The sequence below is a fragment of the Pseudomonas mohnii genome (assembly GCF_900105115.1).
Lineage (GTDB): Bacteria > Pseudomonadota > Gammaproteobacteria > Pseudomonadales > Pseudomonadaceae > Aquipseudomonas > Aquipseudomonas mohnii.
Map to the genome: position 1 here is coordinate 4,668,260 of NZ_FNRV01000001.1, position 20,502 is coordinate 4,688,761.

The 20,502-nt window shown below is 60.7% G+C and carries 19 protein-coding genes; 2 read left to right on the forward strand and 17 right to left on the reverse strand.

The features are described from left to right. Nucleotides 1-153: 153 nt before the first annotated feature. The 5 genes from BLV61_RS21655 to BLV61_RS21675 all read right to left on the reverse strand — a co-directional run bounded on the left by BLV61_RS21655 (nucleotide 154) and on the right by BLV61_RS21675 (nucleotide 6,406). Complete coding sequence (locus tag BLV61_RS21655; protein WP_090467369.1) at nucleotides 154-1,545, reverse strand: sigma-54-dependent transcriptional regulator; 1,392 nt, start codon at nucleotides 1,543-1,545, stop codon at nucleotides 154-156. Next, nucleotides 1,535-3,307 (reverse strand): sensor histidine kinase, encoded by a 1,773-nt coding sequence (locus BLV61_RS21660; RefSeq protein ID WP_090467371.1) that lies wholly within the window; start codon nucleotides 3,305-3,307, stop codon nucleotides 1,535-1,537. Before BLV61_RS21660 ends, BLV61_RS21655 begins: the two co-directional genes overlap by 11 nt. Nucleotides 3,308-3,421: 114 nt before the next feature. Further along, nucleotides 3,422-4,312 carry an alpha/beta hydrolase gene (locus BLV61_RS21665; protein ID WP_047538260.1) on the reverse strand — a complete coding sequence of 297 codons (891 nt, stop codon included), beginning with the start codon at nucleotides 4,310-4,312 and terminating at the stop codon, nucleotides 3,422-3,424. Then, entirely contained in the window at nucleotides 4,309-5,703 is a 1,395-nt protein-coding gene (locus BLV61_RS21670) for an aspartate aminotransferase family protein (RefSeq protein ID WP_047538263.1), read from the reverse strand. Before BLV61_RS21670 ends, BLV61_RS21665 begins: the two co-directional genes overlap by 4 nt. Beyond that, the gene (locus BLV61_RS21675) at nucleotides 5,696-6,406 is read right to left on the reverse strand and encodes an HAD-IB family phosphatase (protein ID WP_090467374.1); all 711 of its coding nucleotides are present in this window, start codon (nucleotides 6,404-6,406) and stop codon (nucleotides 5,696-5,698) included. Before BLV61_RS21675 ends, BLV61_RS21670 begins: the two co-directional genes overlap by 8 nt. A gap of 219 nt (nucleotides 6,407-6,625) precedes the next feature. Between BLV61_RS21675 and BLV61_RS21680 the strand changes: the two genes are divergently transcribed. Next, nucleotides 6,626-7,387 carry a MipA/OmpV family protein gene (locus tag BLV61_RS21680; RefSeq protein ID WP_090467377.1) on the forward strand — a complete coding sequence of 254 codons (762 nt, stop codon included), beginning with the start codon at nucleotides 6,626-6,628 and terminating at the stop codon, nucleotides 7,385-7,387. 50 nt (nucleotides 7,388-7,437) lie between these two features. On the opposite strand, the gene BLV61_RS21685 is transcribed toward BLV61_RS21680, so the two are convergent. The 10 genes from BLV61_RS21685 to BLV61_RS21730 all read right to left on the reverse strand — a co-directional run bounded on the left by BLV61_RS21685 (nucleotide 7,438) and on the right by BLV61_RS21730 (nucleotide 17,270). Next, nucleotides 7,438-7,836 (reverse strand): DMT family transporter, encoded by a 399-nt coding sequence (locus BLV61_RS21685; RefSeq protein WP_047538272.1) that lies wholly within the window; start codon nucleotides 7,834-7,836, stop codon nucleotides 7,438-7,440. A 10-nt stretch (nucleotides 7,837-7,846) separates the two neighbouring features. Then, nucleotides 7,847-8,221, reverse strand: coding sequence for a DMT family transporter (locus BLV61_RS21690; RefSeq protein WP_047538275.1), 375 nt, complete (start codon nucleotides 8,219-8,221; stop codon nucleotides 7,847-7,849). Between the two features lie 151 nt (nucleotides 8,222-8,372). Beyond that, the gene (locus tag BLV61_RS21695) at nucleotides 8,373-8,702 is read right to left on the reverse strand and encodes a GlpM family protein (protein WP_208604229.1); all 330 of its coding nucleotides are present in this window, start codon (nucleotides 8,700-8,702) and stop codon (nucleotides 8,373-8,375) included. Between the two features lie 8 nt (nucleotides 8,703-8,710). Next, nucleotides 8,711-10,039 (reverse strand): two-component response regulator AauR, encoded by a 1,329-nt coding sequence (gene aauR / locus BLV61_RS21700; protein WP_090467381.1) that lies wholly within the window; start codon nucleotides 10,037-10,039, stop codon nucleotides 8,711-8,713. Then, nucleotides 10,036-11,937, reverse strand: coding sequence for a two-component sensor histidine kinase AauS (aauS, locus tag BLV61_RS21705; RefSeq protein ID WP_090467384.1), 1,902 nt, complete (start codon nucleotides 11,935-11,937; stop codon nucleotides 10,036-10,038). The genes aauR and aauS overlap by 4 nt, the downstream gene beginning before the upstream one ends. Nucleotides 11,938-12,095: 158 nt before the next feature. Continuing rightward, entirely contained in the window at nucleotides 12,096-12,830 is a 735-nt protein-coding gene (locus tag BLV61_RS21710) for an amino acid ABC transporter ATP-binding protein (RefSeq protein ID WP_008032183.1), read from the reverse strand. Continuing rightward, nucleotides 12,827-13,498: an amino acid ABC transporter permease gene (locus BLV61_RS21715; protein WP_047538287.1), complete on the reverse strand. Its 672-nt coding sequence runs from the start codon at nucleotides 13,496-13,498 to the stop codon at nucleotides 12,827-12,829. The genes BLV61_RS21710 and BLV61_RS21715 overlap by 4 nt, the downstream gene beginning before the upstream one ends. After that, nucleotides 13,498-14,244 (reverse strand): amino acid ABC transporter permease, encoded by a 747-nt coding sequence (locus tag BLV61_RS21720; protein ID WP_090467387.1) that lies wholly within the window; start codon nucleotides 14,242-14,244, stop codon nucleotides 13,498-13,500. Before BLV61_RS21720 ends, BLV61_RS21715 begins: the two co-directional genes overlap by 1 nt. Before the next feature lie 210 nt (nucleotides 14,245-14,454). Further along, nucleotides 14,455-15,369: a glutamate/aspartate ABC transporter substrate-binding protein gene (locus BLV61_RS21725; protein WP_090469946.1), complete on the reverse strand. Its 915-nt coding sequence runs from the start codon at nucleotides 15,367-15,369 to the stop codon at nucleotides 14,455-14,457. Nucleotides 15,370-15,644: 275 nt separating this feature from the next. Beyond that, nucleotides 15,645-17,270 (reverse strand): glucan biosynthesis protein D, encoded by a 1,626-nt coding sequence (locus BLV61_RS21730; RefSeq protein ID WP_047538296.1) that lies wholly within the window; start codon nucleotides 17,268-17,270, stop codon nucleotides 15,645-15,647. Between the two features lie 413 nt (nucleotides 17,271-17,683). Here BLV61_RS21730 and BLV61_RS21735 point away from each other — a divergent pair, with 413 nt between their 5' ends. Further along, nucleotides 17,684-17,869, forward strand: coding sequence for a hypothetical protein (locus BLV61_RS21735; RefSeq protein WP_047538299.1), 186 nt, complete (start codon nucleotides 17,684-17,686; stop codon nucleotides 17,867-17,869). Between the two features lie 56 nt (nucleotides 17,870-17,925). Here the strand turns inward: BLV61_RS21735 and BLV61_RS21740 are convergent, their stop codons facing one another. Together BLV61_RS21740 and BLV61_RS21745 are read right to left on the reverse strand one after the other, a co-directional pair. Continuing rightward, on the reverse strand, nucleotides 17,926-18,435 hold the full coding sequence (locus BLV61_RS21740) for a BRO-N domain-containing protein (RefSeq protein WP_047538302.1): 510 nt from the start codon (nucleotides 18,433-18,435) through the stop codon (nucleotides 17,926-17,928). Nucleotides 18,436-18,942: 507 nt separating this feature from the next. Then, nucleotides 18,943-20,427 carry an APC family permease gene (locus BLV61_RS21745; RefSeq protein ID WP_047538304.1) on the reverse strand — a complete coding sequence of 495 codons (1,485 nt, stop codon included), beginning with the start codon at nucleotides 20,425-20,427 and terminating at the stop codon, nucleotides 18,943-18,945. Nucleotides 20,428-20,502 lie beyond the last annotated feature (75 nt).

Genomic DNA, 20,502 nt, shown 5'->3' on the forward strand with positions numbered 1-20,502 from the left:
GATGGCGGTCGTGCACGAAACCTTCGCTCACTGAAATTCCCCTGTGGGAGCGAGCCTGCTCGCGAAGGGGGCATCGGCCTCAACTTCATGCTTGACCGGTCTACCGCTATCGCGAGCGAGCTCGCCCCCACAGAGGGCGGTGTGTGTCCTGGTTCAGCGCACGATCTTGTCCACATGAATCCCGAGTTTTTTCAGCCTGTACCAGAAGCTGCGCTCGGAGATTCCGATCAACTGCGCGGCGGCGGCCTGTACGCCGTTGCTCTGTGCCAGCGCCGCCAGAATGTAGGCCTTTTCGACTTCCGCCAACGCGGCGTCCAGATCCGGCGGCACGCTGGCGCCCTCGTTGAGAATGGCGCCGCTGCCGGCCGGCGACGAAGCAAACAGGTACGCCGGCAGATCATCGTCTTCAATCACCGCCCCCGAGGCGACGATGGTGGCGCGCTCCACACAGTTTTGCAGTTCGCGGATATTCCCCGGCCATGAATAATGGGCCATGGCCTGTAACGCTTGCGGGCTGAAACCGGTGATGCGCTTGCCGGCGGCAGCGCCCAGCGAATGGGCGAAATGCCGGGCCAGCGGGGCGATGTCTTCGACGCGTTCGCGCAGGGCCGGCAGGGGAATCGGGAACACGTTGAGCCGATAGTAGAGGTCTTCGCGAAACTCCTTGTTGGCCACCGCTTCCAGCAGGTTTTTATTGGTGGCGGCGATGACCCGCACATCGACCTTGCGCTCGCGGGGATCGCCCACCGGTTCGATCACCCGCTCTTGCAAGGCCCGAAGGATTTTCGCCTGCAACGCCAAAGGCATCTCGCCGATTTCATCGAGAAACAGCGTGCCCTTGTCGGCCTGCTGGAACCGTCCGATCCGGTCGGTCACGGCGCCGGTGAAGGCCCCTTTGCGGTGGCCGAACATTTCGCTTTCCAGCAAGCCTTCGGGGATGGCCGCGCAGTTCACCGCAACGAAGGGTTTGTCGGCGCGATTGCCGTGCTTGTGGATCGCCCGGGCGACCATTTCCTTGCCGGTGCCGCTTTCCCCGGTCAGCAGGATCGTCGCGTTGCTTTCGCGCACTGAATCGATCGCCTGCAGCACCCGGCGAAAGCTCGGGCTGTCGCCGATCAGGCTGTCGATCTGCTGGTGTTCATCGAGTTCGGCGCGCATGCGCTGGTTGTCTTTGAGAATGTCGCGAAATTGCAGGGCCTTGCTGACGGTGATGTCCAGTTCATCGATGTCGAACGGTTTGGCGATGTAGTCGAAGGCGCCGTTGCGCATCGACTGCACGGCGTTTTTCACCGTGCTGTAGGCGGTCATAACGATCACCGGCAGTTGCGGGAAACGGCTTTTGATTTCCGCCAGCAATTGAGGGCCGTCCATGCCGGGCATGCGCCAGTCGCTGATGACCAGGTCGATGTCTTCGACCTCCAGCACCTTGAGCGCGTGCAGGCCGTTGCCGGCAGTGAAGACGCTGATGCCGTTCTGGCTCAACGCCGAGGCGAGCAGGTCGCAGAGCTTGGGCTCGTCATCGACCACCAGTACGTTATGTGTCATCGCTGCCCTCGTCGAAGTCGGCACCATTGGCCGGAATGTACAGGCTGAACGTGGCCCCGGCCTGTTTTTCGCTGGCGCATTCGATGCGTCCGTCATGACTTTCCATGATCGAGAAGACCTTCGCCAGACCCAGCCCGGTGCCAGAGGCCTTGGTGGTGACGAACGGTGTGAAGATGCGTTCGAGCATGTCCGGTTCGATGCCCTCGCCAGTGTCGCTGATGCTGATCACGGTGTAGGGGCCATCGCGGCTGATGCCCAGCGTCAGGTGTCCGCCGTCGGGCATGGCGTCGATGGCGTTGACGATCAGGTTCAGGCCGGCCTGCTTCAATTGCCGCGCGTCGGCGTAAACCGTGGCGCCGGGGGCCTGATCGTCGATGCGCACGTCGATGTGGTGGCTGGCCAGTTCCGGCGCGCAGAACCCGGCCAGTTCATCCACCAGCGGTCGCGCCGATTGGGTCGAACGCATCGGTGCGCTGGGCTTGGCAAAATCGAGGAAGTCGGTGATCAGGTCATTGATCCGGCTGACTTCGCTGACCACGTATTCCAGATGCCGCTTGTCGCTTTCGGGCAGGTCGGCGCGCCGATGTAGCAGTTGCGTGGCGGTTTTGATGATGCCCAGTGGATTGCGGATTTCATGGGCCAGGCCCATCGCGACTTCGCCCAGGGCATGCAAGCGATCGCGGCGACGCAGCTGCGATTCGAGATGCTGCAACTCGCCGAGGCGCTCACTCATGTGGTTGAAGGTGCTGCTCAGTTCCGCCAGTTCGTCACCGCCGGTCACCGGCAAGCGTTGGCGGTAGTCCCCGGCGATCACGGCTTGAACGCCGTTGGAGAGCCCGCGCAAGGGTTTGGTCAGGCGCTGCGAGACCAGCCAGCCGACCGTCAGGGACGCCGCCGAGCTGAGCAGGAAAATCAGGATGAACAGGTTGCTTTGATTGACCAGTCCCAACAGGCTGCTGTGGCGTAGCAGGCCGCTGAAAATCACGCCTTGCAGCTCACCTTCTTCATTGAAGATCGGGCGGTAGATGCCGCTGTAGCGATTGGTGAACTGCTCGGTCGGTTCCCGGGTGGCGCGCAGGATCTGTTCGATTTTTTCCGGTACGGCCGACGGGTGATCTTCGAAGCGCTGGGAGGAGAACACTTCCGCGAAGTCATTGGCCTTGGCCAGGTACAACCGCAGGTCCAGGGAATGCACCTCGGCCACGCTGGTGAGGAAATTTCTGTCCAGGTAAGTGGCCACCAGCAATTTGTACTCGACGCCGGCCTGCTCTGTCTCGAAGGTCGAGACCACCGTGCCGGTGGCGATACCGCCGACTTGCAGGGTTTGCAGAACGGCCTTGGGGGCGAGGCTGATCTGCCGGACGATGTCGTCGGAGGCGGTGCTGAACAGCACTTTGTGATCGCTGTTGCGCACCAGCGCCACCACGTCGATGCCGATGGCGTCGGCGATGTCGGCGGTCAACTTGTCGTTCTGGCCCGACAGTTGATCGATGGGTGGGCGCCTGTAACGCAGGAACAGCTGTGCGGCCCGGGCATTGTCACGCAGGATTTCGCCGATTTCGTCTTCGACGATCTTGGTCGATTCCTGCAGCCAGATCCGTACGTTGCTGTCGAAAATCTGCGACAGGGTAGTGGCCGCGAGTTCGGCGGCGATCATGGTCGGGATCACGCTGACCAGCCAGAAGGCCAGCACCAGTTTGCGTTGCAGGCTCCAGCCGGAGAGGGCAAAGGGGCGGGCGTTGGAGGGGCGGTGTCTGGTCATCGGGTTTCGCTTGTCGAAAGCCTTGGCGGGATAAATCGTGAGTCCTGGTGCAATACAGTAGCCGACATTGCCCCGTCTGTGGCGACCCGTCTGCTGCCGGGGTCGCCAGGGGGGTCAGGCCAGTTGCCGATGGTCCTGTGGCAGGGGCTGTGGCTCGGAGATTTGCTGGATGAAGCGCCGCTGGATGAAGTCGACGCTCAGTTCAATCACCCGGTGGTATTGCAGGTCGACGGTGATCATGTGATAGCAGTCGTCCAGCATGACCTTGACCACCGGCCCGCCGAGCTTGCGTTCGACATAGTCGGCGTTCCAGCGGCTGGTGATGTCGTCCTCCAGGGAGTGCAGAACCAACGTGGGTGTGGTGATCGACGGCATGCGCTTTTTCACCACGGCGTTGAGTCGGTGCAGTTCGCGCACGGTCACGCCTTCCATGGTCAGCAAACCGGCCTGGCTGCTTTCGCCTTCTTTCATCTGGCGCTCGACGATCGCTCGCAGGCGTTCATTCTTGATGCCATAGGGCGGTTTTTCTTCGAAGCTGCACAGGTGCACGCCGAACGGGATTCTCATCAGCAGCGGCGTGAGGAACGCCAGTTTGTTGATGCTCCAGCCGTCGTAGCGCAGGGTGGTGGAGTACAGCATCAAGCCTTCGATTTGCCCGGGGTGTTCGGCGGCCAGGTACATCGACAGTACCGCGCCCATCGACAAGCCGCCGACGAACACGCGCTCATGCTTGCGCCGTATACCGACGAAGGTGTTGCGGGCGCTTTCATACCAGTCACGCCAGCCGGTGGCTTGCAGGTCGGCGTTGCCCCCGCAGTGGCCGGCCAGGGTCGGCACATAGACCGTGTGCCCGGCTTTCGCCAGGCCCATGGCCACCCGACGCAGTTCCGTCGGGGTGCCGGTGAGGCCGTGGATCAACAACACCGCGACCTCGCCGCTGCCGAGGACAAACCCGGCGCGGCCTTCGCCCATGTCAATCGCATCCGGTGAAACCGTCGCGTTCATCGTTTCATCGCTCGGTGCAGCAGGCGATCGAGCAGGGCGATGCCGAGGTCGATTTCCGGGTAGCTGATTTCCAGCGATGGGGCCAGGGTGATCACGTTTTTGTAGTAACCGCCGACGTCGAGGATCAGGCCCAGGCGTTTGCCGTCGATTTCGATGTCGCCCTTCATGCCTTCTTCGACCATGAAATCTAGGGTCGCCTTGTCCGGCGTGAAGCCGTCCGGGCCACAGATTTCGCAGCGCAGGGCCAAGCCCAGGCCATCGACGTCGCCGATGATCGGGTAGCGTTTCTGCAAGTCTTTCAGGCCTTCGAGGAAGTACTTGCCCTTGTTCATGACCATCGCGCCGTAGTCGACTTCGCTGGTCATCTTGAACATTTCCAGACCCACCGCCGTGCCCAGGGGGTTGGAGGCAAAGGTCGAGTGGGTGGAGCCCGGCGGGAAGACTTTAGGGTTGATCAACTCTTCCCTGGCCCAGATGCCGCCCAGCGGATTGAGACCGTTGGTCAAGGCCTTGCCGAAGACGATCACGTCCGGTTTGACGTCGAAGTGCTCGATCGACCACAACTTGCCGGTACGGTAGAAGCCCATCTGGATTTCGTCGACCACCATCAAAATGCCGTGCTGGTCAAGCACGTGCTTGAGTTCGCTGTAGAAGTTCATCGGCGGGATCACATAGCCGCCGGTGCCCTGGATCGGCTCGACGTAGAACGCGGCGTACTCGCTCTGGCCGACTTTCGGGTCCCAGACGCCGTTGTATTCGGTCTCGAACAAGCGGGCGAATTGCTGCACGCAGTGGCTGCCGTACTCTTCCTTGGTCATGCCCTTGGGGCCACGGAAGTGGTACGGGAACGGGATGAAATTGGCGCGCTCGCCGAAGTGGCCGTAACGGCGGCGATAGCGGTAGCTGGAGGTGATCGACGAGGCGCCGAGGGTACGGCCGTGATAACCGCCTTCGAAGGCGAACATCAGGCTCTTGCCGTTGGTGGCGTTGCGCACGACTTTCAGCGAGTCCTCGATGGACTGCGAGCCGCCGACGTTGAAGTGCACGCGACCGTCGAGGCCGAACTTCTTCTTCGCGTCCACGGCGATCATTTCCGAGAGCTCGATCTTGCCTTTGTGCAGGTATTGGCTGGCGATCTGCGGCAGGGTGTCGATCTGCTGTTTCAGCGCGTTGTTCAGGCGCGGGTTGGCGTAACCGAAGTTGACCGCCGAGTACCACATTTGCAGGTCGAGATAAGCCTGGTCACTGGTGTCCCAGACATACGAGCCTTCGCAGCGACTGAAAATGCGCGGCGGCTCGATGTAGTGAACGGTGTCGCCGTAGGAGCAGTATTTGGCTTCCTTTTCCAGCAGGATTTGGTCTTCGGCGGTAGCGATTCGAATATCAGACATGGTGGAAAAGTTCCTGTGTTTCTGCGTTGAAAGAGGTGGCGTTGGCGGCGTTTGCCCCAACGTTGGTATGGCGTAGCAGCGCCAACAGGGCCGGCAGTTCGGCGAAGCTGTCGAAGCGCGCAAAGGCAATGCCGTTGCGCTCGCAGTGCTCGGCCAGGCGATCCTTGGCGAACACGAAATCGGCGGTGGCGGCCACGCACATGTCGGACTGGCCGTCACCGATCACCAGCACGCGTTTGGCCTTGGGCGTGGATTTGCATTTGCAGTTGCCGGCGGCGGCGCGGCAGGCATCGTTGGCGTACGGGAAGTCGATGCGCCAGCTGTCGTGATCGACCTGACGCAAGCGGTTGGCAAGGATCGGCAGGAGGCTGACGTAGTGGCGCGCCAGGATGCGCGCGATGCCTTGTTCGATGCCGTCGCTGACCACTTCAAGGGACGCGCCGAGGCCGATGACGTGGTCGACGAAGTCAGGGAAGTCCGGGTCGATATCGATGCCGTCGAAGAACCCGAGCAGTTCGGTCGGGGTGGCCTTGACCAGTGCGAGCTGGCGACTGAGGCATTCACGGGAACCGATGTCGCCTGCCAGCCATTCCTCTTCGATCGTTTCCCAGCTGGGGTCGGCGAAGCGTTGGAGGATGCTGTCGATCACGTCGGTGCGGGTGATGGTCCCGTCGAAATCACACACGATATGCCAGTCAATCATCTGTTGTACCTATTGAGCGTTTCGCGCTGTTTGCGCTTGCCAACGGGGTAGAGCAGGGACTGTGCCAATCACGTCAAGCCCAGCAGGGCTGGGGTTCTGGCCTGTGTTTGCGTTGATGAAGCTACAATTTTTGTAGGTCGCTACAAACAACATGAGTGCTTGCCTGACGGGGGCAAATCGGCGATTGATGCGCGCATGTCCCGTTCAAGGAATTGCCTCATGTCGAGGATTACCGTTGCGCTCTTTACCGCGCTGACCTGTCTTTCCATCAACGCCAACGCCGATGGCCTCACCGGCGAAGCCGGGCTGGGCCTGAGCTATGAACCCCATGATCCGACCGGCAGTCGATACGAAACCCGACCCGTGCCGTACCTCGATCTGGACTGGGGCGATGTCAGTCTCAGCACTGACGACGGGCTGACCTGGAGTGCCTTCAAGGCCAACGGCTTCAGCACCGGGCCTTTTGCGAACTACCTGCCGGGCCGAACCGCGAACGGGTCATTGCGCGGCTTGCGCGATGTGCCGGATATGGCCGAGGTGGGCGGGTTCGTGCAGTACGCACCGGCCGATTTCTGGCGGGTGTTTGTCTCGGTCGGCCAGGCAGTGGGCGGCGGCAGCGGGCAGGGTGGGGTGCTGGGAAGGGTCGGTAGCGAGGTGGGTTATCCGCTGGGTGGCGGGGTGATCGGCAGCACGAACCTGACGGCGCATTTCGCCGATGCCCGACAAACCCAGACCTACTTCGGCGTCAGCAGTGACGAGTCACAGGCCTCGGGGATTCGTCGCTACAACGCCGGCGGCGGGTTGCAGAACGTGGCGCTGACCCAGAGTTTCGAGTTCCCGTTGGCGCCCCATTGGTCGCTGCTGACCAGCGCGAGCTGGATCCACCTGACGGGTTCGGCGGCGGACAGCAGCATTGTCAAAGCCGTTGGCGATACCAACCAGGGTGAAGCGCAGGTGGCGATTGCCTACACGTTCAAATGAGAGGGTGTGGCGAGGGAGTCAGCGCCCTCGCCACAAACGTCGCGGTAGCTTCAGGTTTGCTCACCCTCGGCCAGCAACGCGACCCCGCCCATGATCACCGCCACCCCCACCCAGTGCAGCACGCTGATCTGCTCTCCCAGCCCCAGCCATGACCCCAGCAATACCCCGACAAACACCAGTGAACTGAGGGGGAACGCCAGGGACAGGCTGCTGCGTCGCAGGATCAGCATCCAGACGAAGAACGCGCCGATGTAGCAGGCGATCGCCACCCACACCCCGGGATTGTCGGCCACGGCCAACAGCCAGTGCAGGGTGAAGTCCATCTGCCCGAGTTGATCGCCGCCGACTTTGCTGGCGATCTGGCCAGCGCTTTCGAAGCCGATCAGCAAGGCCCAGAGAACGAGGGTGCCGAGCCGTTCGTGCAGCCAGCCCGTCTTGCTGTCGATCATCGATTGACCCTCATCCATGAGCGACACACACGAGCATCACGCCCGCCGAGATCACCAGCGTACCCGCCCAGCGACGGCGACTGACGGTTTCACCGAGGATCACTTTGCTCGCCAGCACCACGCCGCAGTAGGCCAGCGCCGCCGCCGGAAACAGCAGGCTCAGCGGTGCCCGGGACAGGGCTTCGAGCCAGACCAGAAACTCGACCACAAAGGCGCCGATCCCGCACCACAGCAGCGGCGCGTTGAACACCTGGCCCCAGAACGCATTCAGGCGAAACCCGCCTTCGAGCTCCGGCAATCGATCCAGGCCGAGCTTGAAGCAGAGCTGGCCAATGACGTCCATCACAATGGAACACGCCACCAGCACGATCACGGTGAAGGTCATGGGTGTGGCGCCTTTCGGTTTGCAATAACGATGTTCACAGTCAGGATTTACCCTTTGGCGGTCGCCCCCGCAGGTTCATCCAGCCTGAAGGCCGGCCGAGAGGGCTTTTGAGGGTAAATGCAAGGGATGGGCCAAGCCCACAAGCGGGGTGTCAGGTGTGCAGGCGAACCCAGACCGAGACAAGCACGGTCGCAGCCATCAACCAGGCCACTGCCGCCACCGCCAGCGAAGCTTCCAGGCGCATCCGGTCCACCATCACGTAGAGCGTGGCCAGGTAGACGAAATACGGAATGATCGACCACATGCCAAACAGGATGGTGGTCTTCAGGTCTTCCACAGAACGGCCCTTGCCGACGATGTAATGGGCGATCAGGGCAAAAGTGGGAAACAGCGGCACCAGACCGGCGATGTAATAGTTTCTGGTCTTGGCCAGCGCAGCGAGGATGACCACCACCGCCGCGCCCAGGGTCGCCTTGAGTATCAAGTCCATCAGTGGCTCAACCCGTACTTCTTCACTTTATCGAACAAGGTGGTCTTGGCCATGCCCAGTTCCTGGCTGGCCTGGGTCAGGTTGCCGCCGCTGCGTTGCAAGGCATCGCTGAGCAGGTTGCGTTCGAAGGCTTCCACCGCTTCGGCAAAGGCCAGGCCCTGATTGCCGGCGCTGGCGCCGGGTTTCTTGAAGGCAGGCAGACCCAGGGCAAAGCGTTCGGCGACGTTGCGCAGTTCGCGCACGTTGCCCGGCCAGTCGTGGCTCATCAGGTTCGACAAGGTCTGGTTATCCAGTTCCGGCGCGGTACGGTCAAAGCGCAGGGACGACTGCTGAAGGAAATGCTCGAACAATTGCAGGATGTCTTCGCGACGTTCGCGCAGCGGTGGCAGTTCCAGGGTGACCACGTTGAGGCGGTAATACAGGTCGCTGCGGAATTCGCCGGCCTTGCTCGACTCGACGAGGTCCGACTTGGTCGCGGCGATCACCCGGCAATCGACCGCCACGCTCTGGTTCGAACCGAGCCGTTCGAGGGTGCGCTCCTGCAACACCCGCAGCAGTTTGATCTGCAAGGGCAGGGGCATGCTTTCCACTTCGTCGAGGAACAGCGTGCCGCCGTCGGCGTGCTCGATCTTGCCGATGCGCCGCTTGCCCGCGCCGGTGAAGGCGTTGGCTTCGTGGCCGAAGATTTCACTTTCGAACAGGTTTTCCGGCAGGCCGCCGCAGTTCAGGGCGACGAACTGTTTGCTGTGTCGGCGGCTGAAATCATGCAGGCAACGGGCAACCAGTTCCTTGCCGGTGCCGGTTTCGCCTTCGATCAGCACGTTGGCCGAGGTGTCGGCGACGTTGGCGATCAACTCGCGCAGATTCTGCATGGCCGGCGAGCGACCGATGATCCGGCCTTCGAGGGAATCGCGTTCGGCCAGTTGCCGGCGCAACGACGTGACCTCCCGCGCCAGGCTGCGTTGTTCCAGGGCGCGGCGGGCCACGTCCACCAGGCGCTCCGGGGAAAAGGGTTTTTCCATGAAGTCGTAGGCGCCTTTCTGCATCGCGCCGACAGCCATCGAGATATCGCCGTGACCGGTGATCAGCACCACCGGCAGGCTGCGGTCGCGGGCCTTGAGCCGGTTCAACAGTTCCAGGCCATCGATGCCCGGCAGGCGAATGTCGCTGATGACGATGCCGGCAAAGTTGTCGCCGACCCGTTCCAGGGCTTCTTCGGCGCTGCCTACACCGATACAGGGAATGTCTTCCAGGTTCAGCGCCTGCTGGCAGCCGAGCAGCACATGGGGGTCGTCTTCGACGATCAGCACACTAAGGTCGTTGTTCATATTGGCTCGGCAGGAGTGGGGCTTACCAACGGTAAACTGAGGACGAAAGCGGTACCACCGCTGGCGGGGTGTTCGACGCCCAGGTGGCCGCCGGTGGCGGCAGCCAGGCTTGCGGAAAGGGTCAGGCCCAGGCCCAGGCCCTGTTCGCCGGGTTTGGTGGTGAAGAAGGGTTCGAACAAGTGCTTGCGCGCTTCGGCGTCGATGCCATGGCCGTTGTCCCTGACGCGCAGTCGATACTTGCCTTCGAACACTTCACCCTCGAGCCACAACTCGGGTTGCGGTTGCGCCTGCATGGCATCGAGGGCGTTGCCGATCAGGTTGACCAGGATCTGTTCAAGGCGGGTCTGGTCGATCTGCAGTTGTACATCGTCGAAATGGCGGTGCAGTTGCAGATGGGCGTTTTCCACGCGACTGCCGAGCAACTGCAAGGCGGCCTCCACGGCTTTGCCGAGGCACGCCTGGCCCTTGTCGTCACCGCGTCGGGCGAAGGCGCGCAGGCTCGCGGTGATCCGCCCCATGCGGTCGATCAGTTCATTGATGGTCTTGAGGTTGGTGCTGGCCACATCCAGCTGACCGCGCTCCAGAAAGCGTACGGTGTTGCCGGACAGGGTGCGCAGTGCCGCCAGCGGTTGGTTCAATTCGTGGGCGATGCTGGTGGACATCTGGCCGATGGCGGCGAGCTTCCCGGCCTGCACCAGTTCATCCTGGGCGCGGCGCAAGGTCTCTTCGGCGTGACGCCGTTCGCGGATCTGCCCCTTGAGTCGTTCGTTGCTGGCACGCAGGTCGACGGTGCGTTCGGTAATCCGACGCTCCAGTTGACTGTTGGCTTCCTGCAAGGCTTCGCGGGCGGCGAGGCGTGTGGAAATCACCTTGCGGCGCTCATTCCAGGCGATCAGCAGGAACGCCACGAGGGCGAAGGCCACCGCCACCAGAATGCCCTGATTGATCGCTTCGCGGCGCAAATCCTGCAGCGGCGTGAGCAAGGTGAAATTCCATGGGGTATCGCTTAACGGCCGGGTTTGCGCCAGATAGCTGATGTTTTCTTCATCGGAGTCCAGCTCGCTGTTGGCGGGGAAGGTCAGTTTTTCCACGCCTTCGGACAGGGTTTCCCGAGCCAGGGGCTGCAGTTCGTTCAACGGGAACCAGTAGTACTGCAGGCTGCGGGCCAGTTTTTCCTTGGTCTCGTCGCTCAGCGGCACCACGGATTTGAGCCGTCGCGCCGGGTCGCTGGACAGGATGATGATGCCGTTCTCGTCGCTGACGAAGGCTTCCAGGCGCGCCCGTTGCCAGCGTTCTTCCATGGCTTCGAGGCGAACCTTGACCACGGCGACGCCAATGATCTTGCCGTGTTCTTCCAGACCATGGGCCAGGTAGTAACCGGGTTCGCCGTTGGTGCTGCCGATGCCGTAGAACCGCCCTGGCTGGCCGCGTACGGCATTCTGGAAATAGGCGCGGAAGGACAGGTCTTCGCCCAGGTAACTGTCGACATCGCGCCAGTTGCTGGTGGCCAGGACGCGACCGGTGGTGTCCATCACATAGATGGCCCGACTGCGGCTGCGCCGGTTCAGGCCTTCAAGGTAATCATTGACCGTTTGCCGGTGTTCCGGGGTCGGGTCGGCCAGCAACTGCGAGACACTGGATTCGAGTTCCAGCAGGCTGGGCAGGTAGGTGTATTTGCTGATTTCGCTCTCGACGGCGCGGGCATGCAACTCCAGCTGACGCTGGCCGTTCTCGCCCAGGCTGCGAATGCCGTAGTGCTCACTGATCCAGAAGCCGACGTAGCCCAATCCGATCATCAGCGCGATGATCAGTGGCGGCAGGAACAAATGACGAATCAGACGGGGTTTCACGGCGAGTGATGGCGGCGGGGCGCGATAGGGGGTGGGGTCGCATTTCATCACAGATGCCTTGGGTCAACCAGCGCTTGCCTGATCCTTGCAGGAGCGATCCTGCTCGCGAGGGTCGTCAACGATGGCGCGTTCATTCTGAATGTACGCGGTGTCTTTGAACTCATCGCGAGCAGGCTCGCTCCCACAGGGAGGGGCGAGCGTGGGCTTTAGTGCTGCAGAATCTTGTTCAGGAAGTGCTGCGTACGCTCGGCACGGTGGCTGATGTCGCCGAAGAACTCTTCTTTCTTGCAGTCTTCGATGATCTTGCCGGCGTCCATGAAGATCACCCGGTCAGCGACCTTGCGGGCGAAACCCATTTCGTGGGTCACGCACATCATGGTCATGCCTTCGTGGGCCAGTTGCACCATCACGTCGAGCACTTCGTTGACCATTTCCGGGTCCAGCGCCGAGGTCGGCTCGTCGAACAGCATGACGATCGGGTCCATCGCCAGTGCCCGGGCAATCGCCACGCGCTGCTGCTGACCACCGGACAACTGGCCCGGATGCTTGTGGGCGTGGGCCGAGAGACCGACGCGCTCAAGCAGTTGCAGGCCTTTCTTGGTGGCTTCTTCCTTGCTGCGACCCAATACCTTGATCTGCGCAATGGTCAGGTTTTCGGTGATGGTCAGGTGCGGGAACAGCTCGAAATGCTGGAACACCATGCCCACGCGGGAACGCAGTTTCGGCAGGTTGGTCTTCGGGTCGGCTATGGACGTGCCATCGACCACGATGTCACCTTTCTGGAACGGTTCCAGGGCGTTGACACATTTGATCAGGGTCGATTTGCCCGAGCCGGACGGCCCGCATACCACGATCACTTCACCTTTTTTGACCTCGGTGCTGCAGTCAGTCAGTACCTGGAAGTCGCCATACCACTTGTTGACATTCTTGATAGAGATCATACGGCAAACCTTTTTTGCAGACGCTTGACCAGCTGCGAGGCGGCAAAGCTGATGATGAAGTACACGAGACCTGCGAAGATCAGGAACTCATTGGAACGGCCAATGATGTCGCCACTGGCGCGCGAGGCATTGAGGAAGTCCACCAGGCCCACCGCGTACACCAGCGACGTGTCCTGGAACAGGATGATGCTCTGCTGCAGTAACAGCGGGGTCATCTTGCGGAACGCCTGCGGCAGGATGATCAGGCGCATCATCTGGCCATAGGTCATGCCCAACGCCTGGGCAGCGCCCATCTGGCCCTTGGGAATCGACTGCACGCCGGCCCGGACGATTTCGCAGAAGTACGCCGCTTCGAACATCATGAAGGCCACGATGCACGAGGCGAACGCGCCGATCGGGGTGTCTTCGCCGGTGATCCAGCGCAGCACGAACGGCACCGCCAGGTAGAACCAGGTGATCACCAGCAGCAGCGGAATCGAACGGAAGTAGTTGACGTAGGCACCGGCCAGGTTCGACAGCAATTTGCTGTGGGACAGACGGCACAGCGCCAGGATGGTGCCGAGGATGATCCCGCCGACGACGCCCAGCGCCATCAGTTGCAGGGTCATGAGCATGCCGTTCCACAAGCCCGGCAGGGACGGGATGATGCCCGAGAAGTCGAGTTCCATTATTTACCCCCCACGGAGATCAGGCCCGGTACGGCGACTTTCTTCTCGACCAGACGCATCAGCAACATCAGGCTCATGTTCAGCGTGAAGTAAATGAGCGTTGCCAGGGTGAAGGCTTCGAACAGGTTGGCGGAGAATTCGGCGGTCTGTTTGGTCTGCGCCAGCAGCTCCATCAGGCCGATCAACGAGGCCACGGAGGTGTTCTTGAAGACGTTCAGGAATTCCGAGGTGAGCGGCGGAATGATGATCCGGTAAGCCTGCGGCAGCAGCACGTTCCAGTAGATCTGTGGCAGCTTGAAACCCATGGCGCGAGCCGCGGATTCCTGGCCTTTGGGCAGGGCCTGGATGCCGGTACGCACTTGTTCGCAGACGCGAGCGGTGGTGAACAGGCCCAGGCAGACAACGACGCTGAGGAAGGCCGAGGTCGTCGGGTTCAGGTCCTGCTTGTACCAGTCTTGCAGGTTCTGCGGCAGCAGGTCGGGCACCAGGAAGTACCAGATGAACAGCTGAACCAGCAGCGGCACGTTACGGAAGATCTCGACGTAGCAGGTGGCGATGCCCGATACGATGCGATTCGGCACGGTACGCATGACACCCAGGATCGAGCCCAGTGTCAGGGCGATGATCCAGGCCACGATGGCGATGGCAATGGTCCAGCCCAAACCGGTGATGTACCAGTCGAGATAGGTCTCGCTGCCCACGCCGGTGGACTTGAAGAACACGCCCCAGTCCCAGTTGTAATTCATTAGGGTCTCCCCTCGGATTCGATCGATGTACAAGTACCCGCCTGGGGAAAGCTCCGTTCCCGCCCGATCGGGTGACACTCAGGTCAGTTCGATCAGGCACACACGATCGGCTCGACAGCCACCGGTTCGAGTGTTTCCAAAAATGCCAGCAGGGAATGACAACCTCCCGAAAGGGCCGAGGCCCTCTCAGGAGATAAGGTTAGTCAGAAATCAGGATTTCTTGTCGTCAGCCGCTTTGTCGGTCGGATGGGCGATCAGGGCCTTGAGCTCGTCGCTCATCGGGAAGTTCAGGTTCAGGCCTTTAGGCGGGATTGGCTGCATGAACCATTTGTCGTAGATCTTGTTGATCTCGCCCGAAGCGTAGGTGGCCTTGATGGCGTCATCCACGGCCTTCTTGAACGGCTCGTCGCCCTTGCGCACCATGCAGCCGTAGATCTCGTAGGACTGTGGAGTGCCGGTCACGGCCCAGTCGTCCGCCTTCTTGGCCTTGGCGGCCTCACCGGCCAGCAGCGCGTCGTCCATCATGAACGCGACGGCCCGGCCCGATTCCAGCATCTGGAAGGATTCGCCGTGGTCTTTGGCGGAGATGACGTTCATGCCCATTTGCTTGTCGGCGTTCATCGACTTGAGGATGCGCTCGGACGTGGTACCGGCGGTGGTCACGACGTTCTTGCCTTTGAGGTCATCGAAGTCCTTGTACGCCGAGCCTTTCTTGGACAGCAGGCGAGTACCGATTTCGAAGATGCCAACGGAGAAGTCAACTTGCTGCTGACGCTCGACGTTGTTGGTGGTGGAACCGCACTCCAGGTCCACGGTGCCGTTCTGTACCAGCGGGATACGGGTTTGCGAAGTGACCAGGTTGTATTTGACTTGCAGGTTAGGCAGGTCCAGGTCTTTTTTGATGGCTTCGACGACTTTCAGTTGAATATCGTGGGAGTAGCCAACCGGTTTGCCGGAAGCGTCCGCAATGTAGGAAAACGGAATGGAAGCGTCGCGATGCCCGAGGGTGATGACACCGGACTCTTTGATCTTCTTCAGGGTGCCGGTGAGTTCGGCGGCGAAAACTGGCGTGCTGATCAGAGCGGCAGCAATGGCTGCGCCCAGGATGTGGGGAACGATGCGCATCAAATTTTCCTCGACATTGTTTTTTTTATGGAGCCAGTTGATCGGCCCTTTTTGTGCTGCGGATGCCTGAGTTGCTGAAGTGTTGGCACCGCAGGCATTCGTCGAAGAAGTGTAGAGCATGACTCATGCCAGACCAGGACGAATCAATCAAATCATTGATTTATAAGGAGATTAAATTTATTTGACGCGTTTTGCAGTGCTGAATAGTCCGGTTAACCGAACTGACCGGCAGGTCGCGTTCGGAAAACCGAATGGTGAGAGGGCGCAACCCGTTATCAGGTGTATTTGCGCTTGTCCGGCGCTGGCGGGAAGTACTGGTATAACCAGGTTTCACTCAACGTGCGGTCATGGGTGCGAATGAACAGGCGCAGTTCCACGGGCTCCACGCTGTCGTTGGTCGGGTACCAGTCGAACGTGATGCGGTAGCCCTTGATGTCATCGAGCACCAGCACGTTGAAGTCCTTGACCTGGCCATTCGAGCAGGTCACCACCGGCTCGATGCCCGCGCCTTCCGGCAAGCGGTCCAGGCCGCCACCGGTGAAGTCCACCGCGAAGCGTCGGGCCCAGACTTGCGGGTAATGCTCGCCCGGTGCCCAGCCCTCGGTGAAACCACCCATGCCCGAACGCGTTGCGTTGACCCGCGCCAGTGGTGTGCCCACCGGCGGCAGGGCGCTCCAGTAGAGCTTGTAGCCGTAGTTCAGCGAATCACCGGGCGCCACCGGTTTTTTCGGGGTCCAGAACGCAACGATGTTGTCGAGCGTCTCACCGGTCGTAGGAATTTCCAGCAGATCGATGGAGCCTTCACCCCACGCGGTGGTCGGTTCGACCCACAGGCTCGGCCGGCGGCTGTACCAGTCGACGGTGTCCTGATAACTGGCGAACTCGTGATCGGTCTGCACCAGGCCGAAACCCTTCGGGTCCTTGTCGGCGAAGGCGTTGAATTGCAGCGTGGCCGGGTTGTTCAACGGGCGGCAGATCCACTCGCCGTTGCCGCGCCACATCGCCAGGCGATCGGAGTCGTGGATCTGCGGGTGAATGGTGTCGCACATGCGGCGTTCGTGGGTGCCGCAGCTGAACATGCTGGTCATCGGTGCAATGCCCAGTTGTTCGATGGCGGTCCGTGCATTGACGTTGGCATCGACTTCCATCACCACGCGCTCGGCCTGGCAATCGATATCAAAGCGGTAGGCGCCGGTGGCGCTCGGCGAGTCGAGCAGGGCATAGACCACGAAGCGGGTGCTGTCCTTGTCCGGCGTCTCGAACCAGAACTTGGTGAAGTCGGGGAATTCTTCACGCTTTTTGGCGTAGGTATCGATCGCCAGGCCGCGGGCCGACAAGCCGTACTGGCCCGTGGCGTCCACCGCGCGGAAGTAACTGGCGCCCAGGAACGACACCACGTCATGTTTGTCCAGCTCCGGTGCCTTGAACAGCTTGAAGCCGGAGAAACCCAGGTCGCCGGTCAATTGCTTGGTATCGACCGTGGTGTTCTCGTAGTTGAACAGCGACGGGCGGAAATGCACTTCACGGGCCATGCGGGTCTTGGGATCGACGCTGTACATGCGCACCGGCTGCTTGAAACCCATGCCGACGTGGAAAAACTGCACATCCAGCTGACCGTTCAATTCATTCCACAGCGAATGATTGCCGTCGTAGCGGATCGCGTTGAAGTTCTGCGGGGTCATGGTCGCCAGGGTCGGTGGCAGCACTTGCTTGGTGTCCTGATAGCGATTGCTGGCCAGTTGTTTGGCCTGCACTTTCAGCGACTCGAAATCGAAGGCCTGGGCTTCCCCATCGGCAGCCCCGGTGGCGGCCCAAGCGCGGGCGGCAAGCAGGCCGGTGGCGGACAAACCGGTGTAGGCAGCGATGGCCATGGAGGCTTTGAGCAAATTCCTGCGGTGCATAAATACAACCTGTCGTGAACAATCCCGCGCCGTTCCTGGCACGTGCTGGATCAGAAATAAGGGTTCGGACATGCCTTCGGCCAAACACAAGGGACTTTAAACAGATGCCGAATAGCTTAAACCGTTCGATGGCGGAGCAAAATTGATTGATGGCACGACGCTAGCGCGGCAATGAAACAAGACATGTCGGGAAACATTTCCGACAGTGGCGTCTGATTTATAGGGCATTTCTGCTTTTTTCGACTAATTACTCTAAAAACCGCTTTTCAGCGTCCGGATTATTTCTATTCTGTGGGCATGACCGGTTTATGCCCTTCGGACCGGTGCGATTCAGTCGGCACGAGAAGGCTGCTGAAAAGGGTAGGGCGATGCGGTTTCTGAAGTTTTCTTTGACGTAGAGAAGGACATCGTCCATGTCGAAAGTACAAGGCATCACCGAACTGCTGGGAATCTTTCCGTGCCTGGGCAGCGGGCGGCGAAGGCGCCGGCTCAATTCCGAAGAGATGAAACTGGTGGAGCGCTATCGCGAATTGTCGGAAAGCGACCGGATTGCGATGAGGTATCTGGTGGATGCGATGCGCAGTGTTTCGAGGTTTTAGGGAAGAAATTCAAAGGGGCGGACTATGAAGTTCGCCCTTTTGCCAATCGAATCGATTCAGCGGGTTCCGGCTATAGGGAACGGTCGTTGTACTTGCATCAACTCAGGCATGTCCCGCCACTTTACCCAGGCGTGATGTTGGTAATGCAGCAGAGGCACCGAAACTCCGGCCCAATTCAAGGCGCTCAGGCTGGGCAGGTTTTCCGACGACGATGCCTGTGCATTGCGCAACATGGGCACGACTTCGTTGCTCAACCATTGCCTCAGATGGCGGTTTTCCGGGATGAAGTGGTGAACCAGCAGCGCGTACATGCCTGATTCGCTGACCATCAACGCATCGACGATCTTGCCGTCCTTGAGCAAGCAAACGCTGCGACGCTGATCGGGGTCGAGCTTCTGGATGAGGCGTTCGTTCAATGGTTGACCCATCAGGCGGCCAAGGTCCTGAACGCAGAACCAGGCTTGGTGGTCCTGGATGAAGGCGTGGAGGAAACGGTTGTGGCGCGTGAAGACGGTAGGGGTGAAGCAGGGATAAGTGTCAGACGGATTTGACGCGTGCTTGTGCATTGTTCGACTCCATGTTGAAAAAGGAGCCGCCACTGATCCTTCGACAGATTGGGGTGGCGGACCGTGCGGCGTTCGAAGTCGGAACATTCTCGATCAACATGGAAGCCGAGAGGCCCGCGCCACAAGGCCCGCCATAACGCGAAGCTGAAAGGCAAAAAAATGCCCCAGCTCGTATGGGGGCGCGGATGCGCCATGTTGATATGTTCCGGCTTCGACTCCGGGTCGCTGGTTGTGCAGCGACGGGACAAAGCCTATCGGTCAGGCGCTCGCGGCGCCAAGTCTACTCTGGCGACGCGTGATGTAGGAATCGCGGGTTTTTCATGAAGGTCGAATCTGTAGTTTTTTTCTGCTTTTGCCTCTGCAAAAAGTACATGTCTTAAAAAGCAAAACCGCCTTCAGGGGCGGTTTTTATGTGCGTCGAACGGCTCGTCAAGCCGCAAGCGATTCAGCCGCCTGACCCTGCCCGCATCACAGCAGGCAGGGTGTTCGTTCAACGGGCAAATACCGTTAGCGGCTCACCTTCCAGGCATCCCCGGCAGGCGCCGTACCGTGGTCATACGGCTTGGCGATCCACATGTACAGCAGGCCCAGGCCAATGACGATGGCGGTGCTCAGGACCATGGCGTAGTTGATGTACCACGCCGCATCCGGGGTACGTGGCCAGGCCATGTTGACGATGGCGCCGATGCCGTAGGTCAGTGCGCCGATGTTCACCAGCCAGCCCCAGGCACCGAGGGTGAATTTGCCGCTCGGTTTCCAGCCTTTGAGGCGTGCATAAAGCGCGGCGAGCACGATCATCTGGAACGCCAGGTAGATGCCGATGGCGGCGAAGCTGACGATGGTGGCGACGGCGTCCTGCAGGAAGAAGCCGAGGATGATGATCAGGGCCGGCAGGACACCGGACACGAACAGTGCGGCAACCGGAACCTGGGTCGTAGGAGAAATCTTTTTAAGCAATCGGCTGCCGATCACCATCTCGTCACGGGCATAGGAATACAGCAGACGGCTCGCCGCCGCTTGCAGGCTGATGACGCAGGAGATGAAGGAAATCATGACCACGCCCATCACCACTTTCGAACCCACGGGGCCGAAGGCGTTGTTGAGGATGGTGGTGACCGGGTCCTTGTCGGTGCCGTTGATCACGGCTTGCATGTCTGGCACGGCGAGGATCAGCGCCAGGCAGGCGAACATCGCGGCGATGCCACCGATGTAGATGGTCATGCGCATGGCCACCGGGATTTTCTTGCTCGGGTTCGGCGTTTCTTCGGCGACGTCGCCGCAGGCCTCGAAGCCGTAGTACAGGAACATCCCCGCCAGCGACGCGGTGAGGAAGGCGGGCAGGTACGAGCCATCGATGCTGATGTCGAAGGTGTTGAACAATACGCTGAGCGACTGATGGCGTTCGAAAACCAACAGGTAGACACCGACGATCACCGCGCCGATCAGTTCGCAGAGGAAGCCGAACATGGCAATGCGCGCCAGCGTTTTGGTGCCGCTGAGGTTGACCAGCGTGGCGAACAGCGTCAGGAACAGGGCAATGACGATGTTGGTGTTGTTGTTCGGTTCAAAGCCCATCATGGCGGCCAGGTAGGGACCGGCACCCACGGCAACGGCAGCGATGGTCACGCACAGGGCGATGGAGTAGATCCAGCCGACCATCCACGCCCAGCGCTTGCCCACCAAACGACGGGCCCAGGGGTACACGCCACCGGAAATCGGGAACTGCGACACCACTTCACCGAAGATCAGGCACACCAGTAACTGGCCGCAACCGACCAGCAGGTAGGCCCAGAACATCGGTGGGCCACCCGCGGCGAGGCACAGGCCGAAGAGGGTATAAACCCCGACGACCGGGGAAAGATAAGTGAAGCCCAGGGCGAAGTTTTCCCACAGGCTCATGCTGCGATTGAAGTTGGACGTATAACCCAGTTTACGTAGCTGCTCGGCGTCGCTATCGACAACGCCGGCAGAGAGTTCGGGTGATTTACTCATAGTGTTTGCTCCGGAAAATCGGCAGATTTCGGATGTCCGAAGCCGTGGCGGGGCCGTGGTGGCTCAGCCCGGATC